The sequence below is a fragment of the Pseudomonas sp. P8_241 genome, from assembly GCF_034008315.1.
Lineage (GTDB): Bacteria > Pseudomonadota > Gammaproteobacteria > Pseudomonadales > Pseudomonadaceae > Aquipseudomonas.
The window spans coordinates 3,217,912-3,237,331 of sequence record NZ_CP125377.1; the positions used below are offsets into that span (position 1 = coordinate 3,217,912).

Annotated in this window: 16 protein-coding genes; 10 read left to right on the forward strand and 6 right to left on the reverse strand. The window is 56.8% G+C overall.

The features are described from left to right. Positions 1-17: 17 nt before the first annotated feature. Positions 18-1,508, reverse strand: a complete 1,491-nt coding sequence (locus QMK58_RS14785; RefSeq protein WP_320394891.1) for a DUF1254 domain-containing protein — start codon at positions 1,506-1,508, stop codon at positions 18-20. Between the two features lie 322 nt (positions 1,509-1,830). On the opposite strand from QMK58_RS14785, the gene QMK58_RS14790 reads away from it, so the two are divergent. Continuing rightward, positions 1,831-2,781 (forward strand): LD-carboxypeptidase, encoded by a 951-nt coding sequence (locus QMK58_RS14790; protein WP_320394892.1) that lies wholly within the window; start codon positions 1,831-1,833, stop codon positions 2,779-2,781. 92 nt (positions 2,782-2,873) lie between these two features. Here the strand turns inward: QMK58_RS14790 and QMK58_RS14795 are convergent, their stop codons facing one another. Continuing rightward, positions 2,874-3,791, reverse strand: a complete 918-nt coding sequence (locus QMK58_RS14795; RefSeq protein ID WP_060542037.1) for a LysR family transcriptional regulator — start codon at positions 3,789-3,791, stop codon at positions 2,874-2,876. A gap of 269 nt (positions 3,792-4,060) precedes the next feature. On the opposite strand from QMK58_RS14795, the gene QMK58_RS14800 reads away from it, so the two are divergent. The 4 genes from QMK58_RS14800 to pgm all read left to right on the forward strand — a co-directional run bounded on the left by QMK58_RS14800 (position 4,061) and on the right by pgm (position 10,321). Then, positions 4,061-5,083, forward strand: a complete 1,023-nt coding sequence (locus tag QMK58_RS14800; protein WP_053160141.1) for a zinc-dependent alcohol dehydrogenase family protein — start codon at positions 4,061-4,063, stop codon at positions 5,081-5,083. 566 nt (positions 5,084-5,649) lie between these two features. Then, positions 5,650-7,122 (forward strand): hypothetical protein, encoded by a 1,473-nt coding sequence (locus QMK58_RS14805; RefSeq protein ID WP_053160143.1) that lies wholly within the window; start codon positions 5,650-5,652, stop codon positions 7,120-7,122. A 40-nt stretch (positions 7,123-7,162) separates the two neighbouring features. Beyond that, positions 7,163-8,563 carry a PLP-dependent aminotransferase family protein gene (locus QMK58_RS14810; protein WP_320396537.1) on the forward strand — a complete coding sequence of 467 codons (1,401 nt, stop codon included), beginning with the start codon at positions 7,163-7,165 and terminating at the stop codon, positions 8,561-8,563. A 111-nt stretch (positions 8,564-8,674) separates the two neighbouring features. Continuing rightward, positions 8,675-10,321: a phosphoglucomutase (alpha-D-glucose-1,6-bisphosphate-dependent) gene (gene pgm, locus QMK58_RS14815; RefSeq protein WP_053160145.1), complete on the forward strand. Its 1,647-nt coding sequence runs from the start codon at positions 8,675-8,677 to the stop codon at positions 10,319-10,321. A gap of 146 nt (positions 10,322-10,467) precedes the next feature. On the opposite strand, the gene QMK58_RS14820 is transcribed toward pgm, so the two are convergent. Beyond that, positions 10,468-11,163, reverse strand: coding sequence for a pirin family protein (locus tag QMK58_RS14820; RefSeq protein ID WP_053160148.1), 696 nt, complete (start codon positions 11,161-11,163; stop codon positions 10,468-10,470). A 278-nt stretch (positions 11,164-11,441) separates the two neighbouring features. On the opposite strand from QMK58_RS14820, the gene QMK58_RS14825 reads away from it, so the two are divergent. Next, on the forward strand, positions 11,442-13,916 hold the full coding sequence (locus QMK58_RS14825) for a UvrD-helicase domain-containing protein (RefSeq protein WP_053160150.1): 2,475 nt from the start codon (positions 11,442-11,444) through the stop codon (positions 13,914-13,916). A 138-nt stretch (positions 13,917-14,054) separates the two neighbouring features. Here the strand turns inward: QMK58_RS14825 and QMK58_RS14830 are convergent, their stop codons facing one another. Beyond that, a complete protein-coding gene (locus QMK58_RS14830) occupies positions 14,055-14,327 on the reverse strand; it encodes a DUF1652 domain-containing protein (RefSeq protein WP_053160419.1) in 273 nt (90 codons plus the stop codon). A 260-nt stretch (positions 14,328-14,587) separates the two neighbouring features. Here QMK58_RS14830 and QMK58_RS14835 point away from each other — a divergent pair, with 260 nt between their 5' ends. Genes QMK58_RS14835 through QMK58_RS14850 form a run of 4 tightly spaced genes read left to right on the forward strand, consistent with a single transcriptional unit; the run spans position 14,588 to position 18,372 of the window. Beyond that, positions 14,588-15,403 carry a helix-turn-helix transcriptional regulator gene (locus tag QMK58_RS14835; protein WP_053160152.1) on the forward strand — a complete coding sequence of 272 codons (816 nt, stop codon included), beginning with the start codon at positions 14,588-14,590 and terminating at the stop codon, positions 15,401-15,403. A 51-nt stretch (positions 15,404-15,454) separates the two neighbouring features. After that, positions 15,455-16,861, forward strand: a complete 1,407-nt coding sequence (locus tag QMK58_RS14840) for an NAD(P)/FAD-dependent oxidoreductase (protein WP_053160153.1) — start codon at positions 15,455-15,457, stop codon at positions 16,859-16,861. Between the two features lie 28 nt (positions 16,862-16,889). Then, complete coding sequence (locus tag QMK58_RS14845; RefSeq protein WP_053160156.1) at positions 16,890-17,231, forward strand: cupin domain-containing protein; 342 nt, start codon at positions 16,890-16,892, stop codon at positions 17,229-17,231. Between the two features lie 55 nt (positions 17,232-17,286). Then, positions 17,287-18,372, forward strand: a complete 1,086-nt coding sequence (locus QMK58_RS14850; protein ID WP_320394893.1) for a polyamine ABC transporter substrate-binding protein — start codon at positions 17,287-17,289, stop codon at positions 18,370-18,372. A 58-nt stretch (positions 18,373-18,430) separates the two neighbouring features. Here the strand turns inward: QMK58_RS14850 and QMK58_RS14855 are convergent, their stop codons facing one another. Further along, on the reverse strand, positions 18,431-19,084 hold the full coding sequence (locus tag QMK58_RS14855; RefSeq protein WP_053160159.1) for a hypothetical protein: 654 nt from the start codon (positions 19,082-19,084) through the stop codon (positions 18,431-18,433). 26 nt (positions 19,085-19,110) lie between these two features. Beyond that, entirely contained in the window at positions 19,111-19,335 is a 225-nt protein-coding gene (locus QMK58_RS14860; RefSeq protein WP_053160162.1) for a YgdI/YgdR family lipoprotein, read from the reverse strand. Between the last annotated feature and the right edge of the window lie 85 nt (positions 19,336-19,420).

The window sequence follows — 19,420 nt, forward strand, 5'->3', positions numbered from 1 at the left end:
CCAAGTTGCATTGATGGTTACTGTTTCTGCAGGTCTCCAGGCTTCCACTCCTTGTCGAAGAAAGACTTGGTCGGGCCATACAGGCGCAGGATCACGAAGAAGCCTTTGCCCGGCAAGGTGCGAATCCAGTTCTTGCCTTCACCCGGTGAATCCGGCCCGAAGTGCAGGTCAATCGAGCCGTCGGTATTCACCAGAGGTTTGTCCATCGCGTTCAACGACGGGAACGGCTGGCCGTTGTCCACGCCAGACGCGGTGATCGAGTCATACACCGTCACCGACCAGAATAACGCTGCCGGGATGCCTTTGGGCAGGTTCAGTGTGTAGGCGTTGCTGCCCGAGAGGAACTCGCCCTTGGCGTCGACGAAGGTGGCCGGGTACTTGGCGCCGACGTTCTCCATGTTTACCGCCATGCCCGGGCTGGCCGAGTAGGCATTGGTGAAGAAACCGGTGCGCGGGTCGATGTAGTTGAAGGTGTCGGCAGTGAACGTGGCATTGCCCGGGAAGACGTTCAGCCACTTGCGGTCCGGGTACCACGTGCCATTGGTGACGATGGTTTGGGGTGTGTAAGAGGTGGCGTGCCCCATCTTGCTCGCGGTTTTAGCGGCCTTGTCGAGCAGGTCGCGGGTCGCTGCATCTGGCTGGAACGGCTTGCCCTTGATGATGCCCAAGGCGGCAAGCATGCCGCGCATTTCCATGTCTTGCGAATCGACATATTCATGGTCAATAAACCGCGAAAGCATGTCGAACGCGCTGCCATCGGTGGGATAGAGCATATTGATCGGCGTTTTCGAGGCGTTCGGAAACTCCATCTTTTTGGCTGTGGCTTCTTTACCCAGTGGATAGATGCGCGTCTGCTCCATGAGCTTGACCGGGGCTTCCAGCTGTTTCGGGTCCTTGAAGAAACCGCGCCAGAACACAAACACGTTGTAAGTGCGCGAACGGTAGGTCAGGTAGCCACGAGGCACTTCACCGTTGTAATCCGGTGGCAGCACCAGATACTTGGCACCCTTGCCTTTGTCCGGGCCGGGCAGGCCGACATCGCCGCACCAATGGCGGCCTTCGATCGGGCCTTCGGAGCAGATCGGGCGCTGGAAGAAGTCGTCGAGAATGCCCTGCATTCCCGGCGGCACTTCAATCACCATCGGGCCGTCCTGCTTCAGGTCCAGATAACCCATGGCATAGATCACGTCGGAGTTCGGTGTGGTTACCAGGGTCTTGGCGTTGAGCCGGTCTTTCCAGATCGGCAGTACGTTGTAGCCCGCGCCGAAGGTTTTTTCCGAGCCTTCCTTCATGGCGTACATGTTCAGTGCCGGCAGTGCCCAGATGTAGGACTGCACGGCGCGCTGGAAAAACAGCTCGTTCTTGAGCTGAGCCACGCCTTCCAGGGTTGGATAACCGCCAGCGAAAGGCAGGTCGGCCAGTTGTTCATAATGCGTGGCGGCCTGGGCGCCGAGGCTGACCGAAACGGCCAATGCCAGTGCGGTCAGCGTTTTGCTGGCTGCGTTCATCGTCGAAGTCCTTATCAATTGTTTTGCTCCACGGCCGGTGGGGCCAAGCGCCGTCGAGGGCGTCAGCTTGTGGCCAATAGGCTCGGAAGTACAGTGAGAATTCGGCGTCTTCAGGTGGGGGCAGCCAGTTGGCCATTGAGCAGGGCCGGTAGTTCGCCGAAGAATTTCTCATTCAAGGCTAATGAGTGTTGCATTGGATTGTTGATTAACTGCTGAAGTTGAGAGGGTGAAGTTTTCGAAATAATTTATCGATAACTCATGAAAGTGGTTTTCAAGTGGCTCTGGTATGTTGAATCAATGTTCGACAACTAGAGAGGTATTTATGAAGTACACGAGATTTCCAAACCCACTTAAAGGCGGAAGCAAAATTGCTATAGTTTCACCGGCGGGTTATTTGACCAATCCTGCTTTTCTGGATCACGTTGCTGCGATGATCAAAGAACAGGGCTGTGTTTCTGTATATTCAAAAAATTGTTTTGAGAGATACGACAATCATTACGCCTATGCAGGAACTCCGCAGCAAAGGTTGGCAGATTTACAATGGGCATGCGATGACCCGGATATAGAAGCTATCTGGTTAACCCGCGGTGGTTATGGATGTGTGCAGTTGCTCGACGGGTTGAATTTGAGTGGGATTTGTAAAAATCCCAAATGGCTGATTGGTTATTCCGATATCACCTACCTGCACAGTGCGTTCAACCGCCACGGTATCGCTACGATCCATGGGCACAACGTTGTGCGAACGCTGAGTAATGGCGTTGCTCCGCCGGCGTCTGCCTACGGCAAGATCTTTGATATTTTGAAAGGCAGTGCGCCTGCGTACGAGATGATTTCACATAAACTGAATCAAACAGGCAAAGCCAAGGGGCGACTGGTTGGCGGAAACCAGACTATTGTGGGGGCACTTTCCGGAACACGCTACGACTTCGATTATGAGGGGGCAATATTGTTTTTGGAAGATGTTGGAGAAAATGCTTATTATAGAATCGATCGACAAATGCAAACACTGGAAACGTCGGGTGCATTGGCTAAAATCAAAGGTATTATCATAGGTTCCATGCGAGACATGGGCGGCACGAAGTCGGATTTCGACGAAACTGCCTATAACTTGATCCATCAGATTACGGAAAAATATAAAATCCCTAAAATATTTGCTTTTCCGGCCGGGCATGTCCCAGACAATTACCCGCTGATGATGGGCGCAGAGGTTGAAATGGAGGTGCAGGCAGAGCGTTATATCGTGAAATACGCCTTGCCTCATACTTGCTCGTGACGTGGAATGTTCTTCGAGTGGTCAAATTAATCTCGAACACTCGAAGAAGCCCAAATATCGCAAATTGTTCGCATCGATGAACAGGTGTCCGGTTAGGCCAGGCTATCCGGATCCCCGAAGAACATCTGAATCCGCGATCGCAACCAGCGCTCACCCGGATCGTTATCCTGTGATCCACGCCAGGCCATGTGCAGTTCAAAACTGCGCACCGGCAAGGGTGGATCCTCGGCACGAACACCGCCCGCGGCGGTCAGTGCATCGGCTGTGTAGTCTGGTACCGTGGCGACAATGTCCGTTCCGGCGAGTAAGGTACTCAATCCGTTGAACTGCGGCACGGCCAGTACCACGTGGCGTTTACGACCGAGCTTCTCCAGCTCTTCATCAATAAAACCGCTGAGGTCGCCGGCAAACGATACCAGTGCGTGGGGTCGTGCGCAGTAGTCATCCAGGCTCAATGGCCCCGGGACGGTGTCGGCCCGCAACAGTTTAGGCTGGCTGCGGCGCAGCACTTTGCGCTTGGCATTGGCCGGCAGGTCGGTGGTGTAACTGACACCGATGGAAATCTCCCCGGAAGCGAGCAGTCCTGGCATCAGGATGTAGTTGACTCGTCGCACTACCAGCACGATACCCGGTGACTCAGCGCGCAGGCGCTTGAGCAGCATCGGCAGCAGGGCGAATTCGACGTCGTCGGACAGTCCGATGCGAAACACTGCGGTACTGGTGGCCGGATCAAATTCGGCTGCCCGGCTGACCGCCGTGGAAATCGAATCCAGTGCCGGAGAGAGCAGGGCGAAGATTTCGATCGCCCGTGCAGACGGCTCCATGCTGCGGCCGGTGCGCACGAACAACGGGTCATCGAACAGACCGCGCAAGCGCGAGAGCGCTGCACTGATAGCGGGTTGGCCGAGAAAAAGTTTTTCCGCCGCGCGGGTCACGCTGCGTTCGTGCATCAATGTTTCGAAAACGATCAACAGGTTCAGGTCGACACGACGCAGGTCATTACGATTCATCTGGAGTCCTGGCAGAGTCAGCAAGCTTGACGTGGGCGGCCATATGAGAACAATGGCCAGCGGGAATCTTACGGGTAAAGGCTGGTACTCTGCACCGAGAAATTCAGATTTCCTACAAAGGCTACGTCGGATTCATACTGCATCTGGCGATGTTTCCGAAAGGGCGAAATCAATGACAGGCATGTCGACTATTAATAGCCACAGATAGTCTTGGGTTAAAAGCCCAGCTAGAGTTCATGGCATTAGAGGTTCAATTGGCGAGGTTTGCGATGTCCCGCACGATCCGTTTTCACAAGTTTGGTCCAGCCGAGGTGCTCAAATGCGAAGAGCATGCGGCCGCTCAGCCTGCACCGGGCGAAGTGCAGGTGCGCGTCGAGGCGATTGGCATCAGCTGGTATGACACATTGTGGCGCCAGAACCTGGCACCTTCCCATGCTCGTTTGCCTTCCGGTCTTGGCCAGGAAATGGCCGGCGTCGTCACTGCCGTGGGTCAAGGTGTTGAAGACCTGGCGGTCGGCGACAAGGTGGCCAGTTTCCCGGCCGAAAGCCCGAACGATTATCCTGTCTACGGCGAGCAGATTGTTCTGCCGCGCTCGGCCCTGACCCGTTACCCGGATGTGCTCAGTCCGATTGAAGCGAGCGTGCACTACACGCCGCTGTTGATCGCCTATTTCGCCTATACCGATCTGGCACGGGTCAAACCCGGGCAATTTGTCCTGGTCACCGACGCCAGTCACTGCGCGGGGCCTTCCTTCGTGCAACTGGGCAAAGCCCTGGGTGTACGGGTAATTGCCGCGACCAAGACAGCGCAAGAGCGCGAATACCTGCTGTCGCTCGGTGCCGAAAAGGTCATCGTCACCGAAGAGGAAGATCTGCTGATGCGGATCAACAAGATCACCGACAACCGCGGCGTGGATGTGGTGTTCGATGGTCTGGGCGGTCCGCAGATGTCGTTATTGGGTGACGTGCTCGCACCTCGCGGCAGCCTGGTGCTGTACGGCCTGCAGGGCGGCAATCAGACGCCGTTCCCGGCGTGCGCAGCGTTCCAGAAGAATATTCAGTTCTTCGTGCACTGCATCGGCAATTTCACCGGCAAGCCCGAACTGGGCATCATCCAGGATCAGGTCGCGTTGCAACGCGCCTTGCGTGACATCAACCAGATGACAGCTGATCGTGTGCTCCTGCCGCTCAAGACTCGGGTCTTCCCGTTTGCCGAGTTTGTCCAGGCGCATCGCTACATGGACGAATGCCCATGTCGTGAACGGGTTGCTCTTCAGGTCGAACCGGCGTAATCCATCCTCCCTGCGTTAAAAAAAGTCCGTGTACCACGGACTTTTTTGCATTTATCCCTCCGAAAACAAGCGCTCCTAACGGCATGATCTCAGTCGGTATCCACAACTGAACTGGTTTTTGCTCTCAATCTGTGGCTTCTAATCAGTCACTAAGCCCTGATAATTGAATGATTACTTTCATCTCAAGGAATGAGTCATGTCTGTGTGTCAGGCTGATACTTGTCTATGTGCGCCTTGGGTGCATTTATCAAAAAGAACATGTTGTTGCGTAGATACTGTAAGCGCGGCGATAACTGCTTTCCTTATTTCCTGTGTTAAACGTTTGTGGGACGTTGTGGGATATTTCCTAGGAGCGCCGGGCAAACTAAATAAATGGTTTAAAAACAACGGCATAGGTCTGTTCTTGATGCTGTCTCCACAGGCCCACCAAGAATGCTCGAAAAAGATGCCATTGAATTCGAGTGCTAGTATTTGACCGTAATTTCCATGACTTATAGCCGCGCAGTCCGCTCGTTGTGCGGGACTGTTGGTGCACTATAGAACTTACAAGTACCAGGTAAATAAAGATGACCAGCATTCATGATCAAGCGATGAACAATGTCTATCAACAGGTACTGCACAGATTGCTCGGATTTTTTTCTCGAGCCGAACGCACGGCATTGCAATTGTTGATCCAGCGCCTGGCGGTAGCGGCAGGGGGAATGGAAAACATCGGTGATTTCAAGGTGCTGGCGATCCAGACAGGAACTCGCGACAACTGTTATAGCCTGGCGCTGCTTCGGGCGGCTCAGTTGACGATCGCAACTCGTTCGCCTACGACATTCAAACTGCGCATCGCCTCATTGAGATTGAACGGGAACAGCGCGACAGCCCTGGAAAACATGCACCGCACCAACAGTGCATTGTTCATCTATGACGATCTTCGGGTTGAGGTGTTGATGGTGGATGATCGGGAGGTGTTGCCGTTCAATCATCAGGCACCGAATTCCAACGCCGGCACTGAGTCAAACCGGCTGAATCTGCTGTTGCTCGGCCATCGCCGACACTACAGCGAGGCGCTTGATGCCGGGCGTAGCGGCTATCTGGCCACTGGCGAGTTTTATGGGCAGATCGCTCGGTGGGAGGGGGGCGTCGATGCATTGCTCAGCAACGAAACGCCGCGACAGCAGAAACAGTTTATCGACGGTTTGAATCGCGCCGCCATGACAGCGGGATTGGACTTGCCGGACATCGGCGAATTTGCAAACACGGGGCTGTTCACGTTGCTCGATGAACTGGGCAGTGACAGTTACCGCGAGTTCTACGCCGATCAGGATCGGGCGCAATGGCGTCCGGCAGAACGCTTTGAAACCTGTCGCCGCGCGACCTGCATTGATATTCACGACATGTTGGTCAGTCCCGCAGAAGAGCGCTGGCCCCTACTGAACGAGTTTCTTGGATTCCAGCCTGATGCACCGAGTGCCCAGATCAGAGACAACGAGTTCGTCAGCCTGGCGGTCGCGGCTCACCTGTGCGGATTGCAGGCCTGTTTGCAGCAAGGTCGCAGTTACGAGGCAGTGGTCGTCGAACACTTGAAGCGAGCCTTGGTGATGATGCGTCGCAAGCAGTTACCCGATCAGATGTGTGAACAATTGATCGAAGCCTTTGGCAATCCGGCAACGCTGGCACAGCAGCGTCAACGGACTACGGCTGATGCGCACAGGATCCTCGGTCTGAATGAAGCGCAGCTTGTTTGCCTGCTGTTTGCGCCGTTTATCGACAAGGGGGCCGGCCTCGAGCGCTTTTTACGACTGTGTCACCCGGGCATGCTGGTGGCCATGCCCGACCTGCACCGGGCCATGCAGGGGCATCCCGTCGCCGAACAGATCATGCAGTGGATGGTTGAAGTCAGCGGGCTGCCGGTCAGCTTGATCGGCAGACTGTATCGAATGGAGTTGGTGCCCGATATTCCGGGCGAGAGGACCGAAACGGCCAGTGACGGCGCGGATTCTCCAGAAGCCGGTATCGCTATGGCAGATGAATGGTCTGTGGGTCGTTGACAGTGCGTGGGTTGCGCGGATGCGCGATTGGCCGGTGGCGATGAAGGGTCCACGAGACGCCGATTTCGCCTATCAGGCGGTCTACCGATACCTCACCACTCTGATCAACGAGTCCTTCGGGCATGGACGTTTGCGTTTGCCCTCGTTGAGGCGCCTGGCGATTCGCCTTAATGTGTCGATCTCGACCATCCAGTACGCGTATGCGTTGCTGGAAAAAGAAGGGCGGGTCTATTCCGTGGCCAAGTCTGGCTATTTCGCGGTACCGGCGTCCTCGATCGACTTGATGCACAGCAGCAACGACTTGCTCGAAACCGTCTACGTCAATGCCCGACGTCCGGGGGTGCTGGTCCTGAGTGCCGATGAGCCTGCTTTGTTGCAGCCGCTCGACAGTCCCTTGCTGCTGCTGGAGCGTGAACTGCTGCGTCAATACCCGCGCCAGTCGCTACCATTCGCGCAACCCTATGGTGAACTGGAATTGCGCACCGCCCTGGCGGCACGCTACACCACGTCGCCGGTTCGATGCTGGCATGCCGATGACGTTTTCGTCGGCGCCGACCTTCGAGGTGTGCTGGAAATAATCATCGCTGTATTGGGTTTGAACGACGCGGCAGTGGTGGTCGAATCGCCGTGCGACTGGGCAATATTGCGCTTGTTCCAAGCCTCTTGCGTGCGGGTGATCGAGTTGCCAGTGATGGCAAACAGTTGTCTGGACTTCGAACGGCTCAAGATGTTGCTGGAAACCGAATCGGTTCGGTTGGTCATGGTGTCCTCGGGCTTGAACATGCCGCGCGGCAGCCTGGCGCCAGATGACAACCGCCAGGCCATCGCTCGATTGCTGGCACAACACGGCAGTTGGGTACTGGAGAACGACTGCTATGGGGAACTGGCCTTTGAGGCGGGTCGCCCGCGGTTTCGCGATCTGCTCGCCCCGGAACGCCTGATGGTGTTTTCCTCATTCGAGAAAATCATCGGCCCGGAAGCGCCTTTCGGGTATCTGCTTTCCAGGCATTTCAGCGCGCAACTGCAACGGCAGTTCATGTTGCGTTCTTTCCGCCTGTCACCGATCCGCCAGAAAGCCATTGCCCGGTTGTACAGCAATGGCCGAATCGATCAACACCTGCAAGTACTGCGACGACTGCTCAAGGAGCGAAAGGGGCAGATGACCCAGTTGTTGCGCGAGCGCCTGGGTGACGCCTTGCTCGTCGTCGAACCTCAGGGCGGCGCAACCGTATGGGTACGCTCGCTGCGCCGGGTGAATGTTCGCCGGGTGTTTCAGCGCCTGTTGACGCAGGATGTGGTCATTGCTCCAGGCGAACTGTTCAGCCTTCAGGGGTTGCACGCGCAGAATCTGCGGTTGAGTCACACCTTCGGTGGAGAATATGACCTCGCTGCCGCCTTGGGTTTACTGGGCGATGCGCTGCGTCTGGAGGCGATGGACTGAGGAGGGCGCAATGACAACTTCTAACGTCCTGGATCGATCCCATCGCGTTGTGGTCAAACTGCCAGTAAACTGCGCCCCAACTCTTGAACCACTCGATCCCAGAGGTTTTGCATGACACTCAGTCCTTTTGCGGGCAAACCGGCACCGGCAGAATTGTTGGTCGACATCCCGCGACTGGTAACGGCCTATTATACCGGCCAGCCTGATGCCGCCATATCGACCCAGCGCGTTGCGTTCGGCACCTCCGGGCACCGTGGCAGCTCGTTCGACCTGAGTTTCAATGAATGGCACGTTCTGGCCATCAGCCAGGCTATTTGCCTGTATCGCGAGGCTCAAGGTGTTGATGGCCCACTGTTTGTCGGTATCGACACCCATGCGCTGTCCACTCCGGCCGGTGCCAGTGCCCTCGAAGTGCTGGCGGCCAACGGCGTGACGGTGATGATTGCCGAAGGTGACGAATACACCCCGACGCCGGCAGTCTCCCACGCGATCCTTTGCTACAACCGTGGACGCACCACCGGCCTGGCCGATGGCATTGTCATCACACCGTCCCATAACCCGCCGCAAAGCGGAGGCTACAAGTACAACCCCACCAATGGCGGCCCGGCCGATACCCACATCACCAAGTGGATCGAGACAAAGGCCAATGAACTGCTGGCCAACAAGCTCGCTGGGGTCAAACGCATCAGTTACGAGCAGGCGCTGAAGGCGAGCACGACTCATCGTCACGACTACGTGAACACCTATGTGGCCGATCTGATCAACGTGATCGACTTCGATGCGATCCGCGACGCCAAGTTGCGACTGGGCGTCGATCCGCTGGGTGGAGCAGGGGTTCGCTACTGGTCGGCGATTGCCGAACATTACCGTCTGGACCTGGACGTGGTGAACAAAGAAGTCGATTCGACCTTCCGGTTCATGACCGTCGACTGGGACGGTCAGATCCGCATGGACCCATCGTCCAGCCATGCCATGCAAGGCCTGATCGGTCTGAAGTCGCGCTTCGATGTGGCGTTTGCCTGTGACCCGGATCATGACCGTCACGGCATCGTGACCCCGTCCGGTGGCTTGTTGGCGCCGAACAACTACCTCGCCGTTTGCATCGATTACCTGTTCCAGAATCGCCCGCAATGGCGTGCCGATGCTGCCGTGGGTAAAACCGTGGTCAGCAGTGGCTTGATCGATCGTGTGGCCAAGCGTCTGGGGCGTCGTCTGTACGAGGTACCGGTTGGCTTCAAATGGTTTGCCGATGGCCTGTTCGACGGTTCTCTTGGTTTTGGCGGCGAAGAAAGCGCCGGCGCATCGTTCCTGCGCAAGGACGGTAGTGTCTGGTGTACCGATAAGGACGGGCTGATCCCGGCACTGCTGGCCGCAGAGATGACCGCCCGCACCGGTCGTGATCCGAGTCAGGCCTACCGCGCTTTGACCGATGAATTGGGCGAACCGTTCTCTGTACGAGTCGATGCCAAGGCCAATCCTGAACAAAAGGCTCTGTTGAGCAAGCTGTCGCCGCAGCAGGTGACCTCGACCGAACTGGCCGGAGAAACGATCCAGAGCATCCTCAGCCATGCGCCAGGCAACGACCAGGCGATTGGCGGTTTGAAGGTCATGACCGAAAACGGCTGGTTCGCGGCACGTCCATCGGGCACGGAAGACATCTACAAGATCTATGCCGAGAGCTTTGTCAGCGACGATCACCTCAAACAGTTGGTGGCTGAAGCGCAAACGCTCGTGGATGGCGCCATTTCTGCGAAGTAAATGAAGGCCCCTTCGCTGGCAAGCCAGCTCCTACAGGGAATGCTGACTCTGTAGGGGCGGGCTTGCCAGCGAAGACGTGAGTACCGTCGCCAAAAAAAAGGGGGCAACCATGGTGGTTGCCCCTTTTTTATCTCGCTGTCACCAACTCAAGCCAGATCCACCAAAACAATCTCACTGTCCTCAATCGCGGTGACTCGCAATACGGGTTCGTCAGCAACCGCGACACCGTCTCGAGCTTGTGCACGCAAGCCATTGACTTCAATGATGCCCGTGGCCGGAACGAGATAGGCACGACGACCATTGTCCAGACGGTATTCGGCCGACTCCCCAGCCTTCAGGTTCGCTGCCACCAATCGCGCATCGGCACGAATCCGCAGGCTTTGATCGTCACCGTGCTTGCCGCTCGCCAGGGTTACGAAACCTTCGCGCTCACCTTTCGGGAATGGTTTGGCACCCCAGGACGGCGCCAGGCCGGACTCGTTTGGAATGATCCAGATTTGAAAAATTCGCGTCTCGGTCGATTCAAGGTTGTATTCGCTATGGGCGATCCCGGTGCCGGCGCTCATGACCTGAACGTCACCCGCCTCGGTACGGCCCTTGTTGCCAAGGTTATCCTGGTGGGTAATTGCGCCTTCGCGGACATAGGTGATGATTTCCATGTCCCGGTGCGGGTGCTGCGGGAATCCGGTGCCTGGGGCAATCACATCGTCGTTCCATACCCGCAGGTTGCCCCAGTTCATGCGCGTTGGGTCGTAGTACTCGGCGAACGAAAAATGGTGGTGGGCATCCAACCAGCCATGGTGAGCGCCACCGAGGGAGTTGAAGGGTCTGAGTTCAAGCATGATCGTCTCCTGAAAGGTTCGTCATGGGGCAAAGCGCGTGAGCCACGAAGCGAGACCGGTGGTTGATGACGGCCATCATCCATCAGTAATTCATCGATAAAAAGCGTAAAAAGTGCGGCATTATCATCGAATAAATAGATGTATAGAGGTTTCAAAAAACTCTCATACAGCATTCAATTCATCGCATAAGCCAATGAGCTATAAGCATTTCACTAGAACTCAACGGCAAATGCAGACACCATAGCGCCCAACAGCCTCACACCCTGGAGTCAGTCCGCGTGCCGCAACACACCTCCGATCTTCCTCCTGAACTTCGTCCCCTGGGCGAGATGCCGCTGATCAAGCGCATGCTGGCCCGTTTCTTCGGTTACAGTCTCACGCGCTTGCATGCCCAGCACCGCGCATCGTGGTTGCACGGTCAGGCCGACGGCTTCCGCAGTGGTCACAGCGCTGGTGTGGATTACGGCTACAAGGAAGGCCGGCTCGAAGGTCTGGAGGAGGGTCGACAAGTCCTGCTGATCCGAGACTCGCGCAGCACCGAGCATCGTGCGCCCAATGTCGATGACCTGTTGTTCGACGATTGGCGCCTGCCATTGAGCGCCGAACTGAAGAAACGCATGAAAGCCGATGTCGCGCGCCTGCTCGCGTCACACGCACAACCCAGCGCTGCGCAGTGGAAGATGATCTTCAGCGATACACCGTCCACCTCGGTCATCGCCGGTGCCGGCGCGGGCAAATCGACCACGCTGGTACTGCGTATATTGCTCCTGACCCATTACCTGGGCTTTGAGCTGAGTTCGATGACGGTCGTGACGTTCACCCGAGAGTCGCGCAAGGACTTCATCAATAAGCTGATCGAACTGTTTGCGCTCTGGGAGCGGGCGATCAGCTTCAAGGAAGCGCGTGATCTGGTGCGCACTTTCCACTCGCGGATTCTGCCGATGGTAAGAAGCTTGCCGGGCTTCGAGCGGCTGCAAGCCTTCGAGAACCTCAGCGTTCGAACCCAAATTAGTGATGAAGAGGTCGACAGCAATCCGTTCGACCTGCGTATCAATGACGCTCAGCGCCAGCAGCTCAATGCCTGTTATCACCGTCTACATAGCAGGGACGAGCGTTTTCGCGAGCTGATCAAACCGATGTCCCGCCATGCGTTGCAGCTCAAAGAGCTGGAGCGTGATCACCCGGATGTGCAAAAGCGGATTGGCGTCACGGAGTTGGCTGCCAGGCGTGATGAAGAACTGTGCGATGTCGTCGAAGATTTGTGGTTGCGTGCTGGCGCGTGGCCAATCAAAGGCATCGAGCCCAACCGCCAATCGTTCGAGATCAACGGCGCGAAATTTCATTGTCACGGTTACATTCCGTCACTGGATGTCTGGGTGGTACTGGGTTTCGATCCGCGGGAAAATCCCCAGGTCACGCGCCCAAATGCCAAGCTGACAGTGCGCGCAGAATGGGCAGTCAAGCGAACCCTATTTCAAGCTTTCTGTCGTAAGCCATTGATATGGCTTGATAGTTACGAATCATCTGACCGTCTTTTAGCTTCACTGGCTGGTGACGCCAGTGCAGGGCCGGGCTTCGATTACAAGGTCAAGGGCGAGCTAGCATCTGCACCCTTGCTGGACTGTTTCGTCGCCGCCGCCGGGTTTATCGAAAACCTGGGACTGGACGTGCCCGCTGCAGTGGGGCAGATGAGCTTTGCCAAAGACGATCCTGACCGGTTTTTCTTCGAAGCCTTGAGTCTCTACTGGAGGGCACTGGAAGATCATTTGCTTGATCAGAAACCGCCTGTCATGACGTACAACCGCATGTTCGCGTTGTTCAGCGAGCACTCCCCGGAAAACCTCAAGCTTTTGAGCGATGAACTGCTTAGACCATTGTCACACTTGATGATCGACGAATTTCAGGACGTATCGCCACAAATCGTCTCCTGGATCAGGGCGAGCCTGGCGGAGATCCGTCGTCGTGGGCCGGCGATGCATGTCGGTCGGGGTGCCCAGCGCTCGTCGTTGTTGTGCGTGGGGGATGACTGGCAATCCATCTACGGTTGGCGCGGCAGTTCTCCGACGTATTTCATGGAGTTCAACAAGGAGTTCCCGTCGCCGAGTACCACCAAGGTGATGCTCAGTGATAACTACCGCAGTCACCAGCACATCATCGATGCCGCCGAGCATATTGTTCGTGCAGCGCCCGCGATTGCCGGGAAAAAGGCCAAGGCCAGTGGCGAGCCCAAGGCGCTGCTGCCGGTGAATGTGCTTGATCGGGATGACCAAGGCATGGCTCAGCGTCTGATGGAGCACTACAGGAAGGGAGATTCAATCTTAATGCTTTATCGAAAAAGTAGCGATAAGTCATTGATAGAACAGCATATTCAGCCTGTAGTTAATGTGGATTCTAGCTTGCCCTTTGAGTCTCGAAGGTTGAAGCAGTTGACCTACCACAGCGCCAAGGGCCTTCAGGCCGACGCGGTGTTTCTGCTCGGCGATTGCCAGCACCTGACCAGTTCGCCCTACAAAAATCAGGTTTACCGCATGGCGGGTCTGGGGAAGGCTGGCGACAGTGAAGCATACGACAACGCCCAAAAGGACGAAATCCTGCGACTGGCCTACGTTGGTATTACCCGGGCAGTCAGTCATTGTTATTGGTACGTCGATTCACAGGACAATCAGGCCGCCAACATGCCCAAGGCGTCTGACCGGGTTGGAAAGGGCAAGGCGTATTTTGCCGATCATCGGCAGGGCAAGGTGTCGGGGTGAACCGCTAAAGATCGCAGCCTTCGGCAGCTCCTACGGGGGGGTAGGTACAATCCGCGTAGGAGCTGCCGAAGGCTGCGATCCTTGCGCGGGATAATAAAAAACCCACATCAAGTGGGTTTTTTATTGAAAAGTCAGTCCTCAGGCATAGCTCCTAAGCGCCTGCGGAGGAATGAACGCTTCGAGTTCGTCCTCCACCGCTTCAATTATTCGCTCCACGTCCGCGGCATTCATGACTGTCGCGCAAGGAATTCCGGCAATGGCGATCATGGTCTCGCCAGTGGCTCGGTCAAACAGTCGGGCAATCATGCTGCCCGGCGCATCCATGTTCGCCTCGAATCCCATGGGATGAAAATGCCAGCGCATCAGCTGACAGGCGTTTGGAAACGTGACCTTACTGAACCCTTTATTCATGTGTTGCCCACCTTCCTCATCGAGCGCTTCCTTTAGCCCATGCCAGGGGGGAAGAACCTTCATTGGTTCAACCAGTGACAGTCTTTTAAAGTAGCACCGGTGTGTGAAAAAAATGTGGAATTTTCAGGCCGTTTGGCGATTGCTGCGATTTTTTTGATGCAGGTCACGCTATCACGGCACTACGCAGCCACAGACCTCTGTTTAGTCGTTGAAGCCGTGGCGGAACTTGGGCAAGCTCGACTTTTTCCGTTGAGACCCTTATGCACGCCGATGATGATGGCCCCCTGCAAACCCAGGCGACGGGCGAAACGGTCATGCGCTACCACTTGCGCTGGAAGCACCGCGACCTGGACGGTGTCATGGCGCTCTATCACCCTGACATCCAGTACAACGACTTTTTTCAGAATCGCGTCATGGGCCTGAGCGATTTGCGCGAATACGTACGCAACAGCATGCCACGCGACCCGGACGAAGCGCTGGAGCACTCCGACCGTATTCGGCTGGATGGCAACACCGCCTTCATTCAGTACCGAATTACCTTGCGCGGCGGTGAAGGGCTGGTGTCGTTCCGCGCCAGCGAGGCGATCACCGTCAAGGACGGGCTGATCTGGCGGGTCAATGAGTACGCTTCTCTCGTACATGAACAACCGGTCAGCAAGCACACCAGCAATCAGCGTCCGGCCGTCAGCCGACTGGGCTTGTCGCCGCGCCAACTGAGTTTCATGGCGGACGATCTGCAGCAATATTTCCAGCGCCAGCAACCCTATCTTGATCCAGACCTCGACCTGCAGCGGGTGGCGAAGGAGTGCGGTTACAGCCGTAATCAGATTTCCTATCTGCTCAATCAGGTGCTGGGCCAGAGCTTTTACCGCTACGTCAACCAGGCGCGTTTGCAACATTTGCTCGCGGCGCTGGATGCCGCAACGCCGCCGTTGCGTATCGATGACCTGGCCTTCGCGGCGGGTTTCAATTCGCTCTCGGCGTTTTACAGCTGCTTTCGTCAGCACACCGGTCAGTCACCCAAGGCTTACGTGAAACAAATTTCTTTGCGTGCACGCGCGCAAGACAGTGACTGAAGCCACGCACTAGGATCAACGCCATCGAAGTTTCAGGTGACGGAGTCTTGCATGTCGGCGTGGCGCACTATCAGTTTGTGGATGGACCAGCTCGACGAGCCCTTGCTGGCGCGACCGGCGCTGGAACAGGATCTGGATGTCGACGTCGCGATCATCGGCGCGGGCTACACCGGTCTTTGGACAGCGTACTATCTCAAGCGCCAGGCACCAGGCCTGAGCATTGCCATCGTTGAAGCGCAAACCGCCGGGTTCGGCGCGTCAGGACGCAACGGCGGCTGGCTGATGGGAAACTTGCTGGGTGAGGATCGCCTGCTTGCCGGTTTATCACCGCAGGATCGCCGGGCTTCCTACGACTTGTTGCACAGCATTCCCGATGAAGTAGAACTTGTCATCGAACGTGAAGGCATCGACTGCGACTATCGCAAAGGTGGTGCGCTGTATTGCGCAGCTCGCTATCCCGAGCAGGAAGTCAGCCTGCGCCACTACCTGGATGATCTTTATCGCCAGGGCCTCAACGAAAGCGATTACCGCTGGCTCAGCCCCGAGCAACTGGCACAACAGATTCGGATCGCCAAACCCTATGGCGGTATCTACGCACCACACGTCGCGACCCTTCACCCCGCCAAATTGGTGCGCGGACTGGCGCAAACGGTGGAACGCCTGGGAGTCAGGATCTACGAAAACAGCCCGGTCACCCATTGGCAGTCAGGCAGCCTGCGCACGGCAAAAGCCTCGGTGCGCAGTCGCTGGGTAGTGCCGGCGGTCGAAGGTTACTCCGTCACTTTGCCGCCGCTGGGGCGTTATCAGTTGCCGGTGCAGAGCCTGATCGTCGCGACTGAACCGCTGTCGGCCGCGACTTGGGACGAAATCGGCCTGAGCCGCGGTCAGGCATTTAGCGAAGCCAGTCGACAGGTGACGTATGGGCAGCGCACGGCAGACAACCGTTTGATTTTTGGTGCCCGGGGTGGCTATCAATTTGCTGGCAAGCTTCGTCACGACTTTGACCTGAGCACCGACGAAAAAGAACTGCGCCGCTATCTGTTCGGCGAATTGTTCCCGCAACTGAAGAACGTGCAGATCACCCATGCCTGGGGCGGTAACCTCGGTATGTCCCGGCGTTTCAAACCGCACATGCTTTGCGACCGGGCCAACGGCATCGCCTTGTCCGGTGGTTATGGAGGGGAGGGTGTCGGGGCCAGTAATCTCGGTGGACGCACCCTGGCCGACCTGATTCTCGAGCAGGACAGCGAGCTGGTTCGTCAGCCGTGGGTCATCCCCGAGGGTGGTCTCGACGCACTCAGGACCTGGGAGCCGGAGCCCGTGCGCTGGCTCGGCTACAACGCGATCATCCGCAGCTTTGTCCACGAAGACCAGACCCTGGCCAACCCGGCTACCGCACCGTGGCGGCGCAAGCTGGCCAGCGGCGTCGCGGGCTTCATGGAAGGCTTCATGCACTAAACGGTTTAATTTCTCGACAGGTATTGCCATGAGCATCACGCAATTCAAGAACACCGCCACCCTGAAACTGGAAGAATCGAACCCCGTCGCCGTACCGCTCGGCACGCCCGTGGCTGTGGCCTCGACCACTAGCGTCGAACGCGACGACGGCGTCGAAACCGGCGTCTGGGAATGCACTCCGGGGCGCTGGCGGCGGCAGATCGTCGCCCAGGAATTCTGCCACTTCATTCAAGGTCGCTGCACCTTCACCCCTGATGGCGGGGAGCCGCTGGTTATCGAAGCAGGCGACGCGCTGATGTTGCCGGCCAACAGCCTCGGCATCTGGGATATCCAGGAAACCGTGCGCAAGACCTACGTCCTGATTTTTTGATTTTTTGATCTTTTGATTGCCTGCCAATAACAACAACCCCTTCAGGAATCGACTCATGATCCGAAAGACACTGACACTGGCCCCATTGATGCTGGCTGCCTCCATCAGTCAAGCGGCCGAAAACGTCAAGATCTACAACTGGTCGGACTACATCGCGCCAGACACCACGAAAAACTTCCAGAAAGAAACCGGCATCGCCTTCACCTACGACGTCTACGACAGCAACGAAACCCTCGATGGCAAATTGATGACCGGCAAATCCGGTTACGACGTTGTGTTCCCGTCCAACCACTTCATGGCCCGACAGATTGAAGGCGGGGCGCTGAAGAAACTCGACAAGAGCCAATTGCCGAACTGGAAGAACCTCAACCCGGTGTTGCTCAAGGCGTTGCAGGCCAACGATCCGGGTAACGAGCACGGCTTCCCGTACCTGTGGGGCAGCACCGGCATCGGTTACAACATTGCCAAAGTCAAAGCGGTGCTGGGCGACAACGCACCGGTGGATTCCTGGGACCTGATCTTCAAGCCCGAGAACATGGAGAAACTGCAGAAGTGTGGCGTAGCGATCCTCGACAACGGCCCGGAACTGCTGCCCGCCGCGCTGAACTATCTGGGATTGCCACATCACAGCAAAAAAACGGAAGACTATAAAAAGGCTGAAGCCCTGCTGATGAAAGTGCGGCCGTATGTCAGCTATTTCCATTCGTCCAAGTACACCAGTGACTTGGCCAACGGTGACATTTGCGTGGCGGTCGGGTTCTCCGGCGATATCCTGCAAGCGGAAAACCGCGCCAAGGAAGCCAAAAACGGCATCGAGATCGGTTATGCGATTCCCAAGGAAGGCGCAGCGATCTGGTTCGACATGGTCGCCATGCCGGTTGACGCACCGGACGAAAAGGCCGGGTACGCGTTTATGAACTACCTGCTGCGCCCGGACGTCATGGCCGATGTCAGCAACTACGTGCACTACGCCAATGGCAACGAACAGGCGGACAGCCTGATCGACCCGGCGATCAAGAATGACACCAAGGTGTATCCAAGTCCGGAAATGATGGGCAAGTTGTTTGCGCTTGAGGCGATGCCGCTGAATATCGACCGGGTTCGTACGCGGGTTTGGAACAAGATTCGCACAGGTAGCTGAAACGCTATATCAGTCTGTAGGGACAGGACGTCCCGTTGTTACTGGTGCTGAAATTCGATCAGCCCGTGGGCTCGACCGTACAACTCATCGGCCTTGAGCCGGGTATCTGCAACAGTACGTCGCTGCCGTTCTGCCAGAAACTGTAAATGCCCCTGGCATCCTTCCCCGTGAACTGGCCACCCGGGTCGCCGGGTGCCTGGGCAAGGGCGATCGAGTTGTTCGCCCATGCCAAAAACACCACGCCCGGTTGGACCGTAAAGAATGTCGCTGCAACGAGTGCGTTCAAACCTGCGCAACGGAAGGCCAGGGGACCCTCGGTTAGCCTGCTGGGGTCCTTGGTTCGCGCAATGGCCGAACCCTGGCGCAGTTTATGGGCCCGCTCGGCATAACTGCGAATCGTACAAGCCTTGGGATCTGCCTCGAAACCGCACTGGTTGCGGGTAGCAATCCAGAACCGCTGATCTACCTCAACCTTGTCCGGTGGCGGTACGGAACGTTGGTCCGTGAGCGCCAGGAGATAAAGGCGCGACAGTTCGAGATCCATCTGTGCCAGTCGAGCGTCCTGGCACACAAGCTTTTCCACGGGTAATCGGGCCGTGGCGCAGTCGAAACTGGTCTTGAAGGTGGGCGCAGGCTTGGCGGCTACCGCACAAAGGCTCACTGTCGCGCACGCTGTGGCGGCGAGGAGGGAGGCCAAAAATGGCTTTATCATTTGGGCTTCACCTGCGTCCCGTAGCCTCATTCTTCCGGCCGAATCGTGGCCACTTCATCGGCCCGGACTTTTACGTTCGCGCCGGAAATATCCTCGAACTCGTAAAAACCGTCCTTGGTCTTGGTTTTCGGGATGTCCTTGGTCAAATACTGGGTGCCGTTCTGCAGGGTCACGACGGTGGGTGTCGAGCATCCGGCCAGTGCCAGAAAAGCCGCTACCGCCAAGGGCAAGCCCAGAGTCTTGATGTTCATGTTCACCTCGCATGCGTTAAGGAAACAGCGGGATCGGTCCGATCCGCTGCACCGCTATCGCGATTGGTGCGGCGGATTGGCAGAA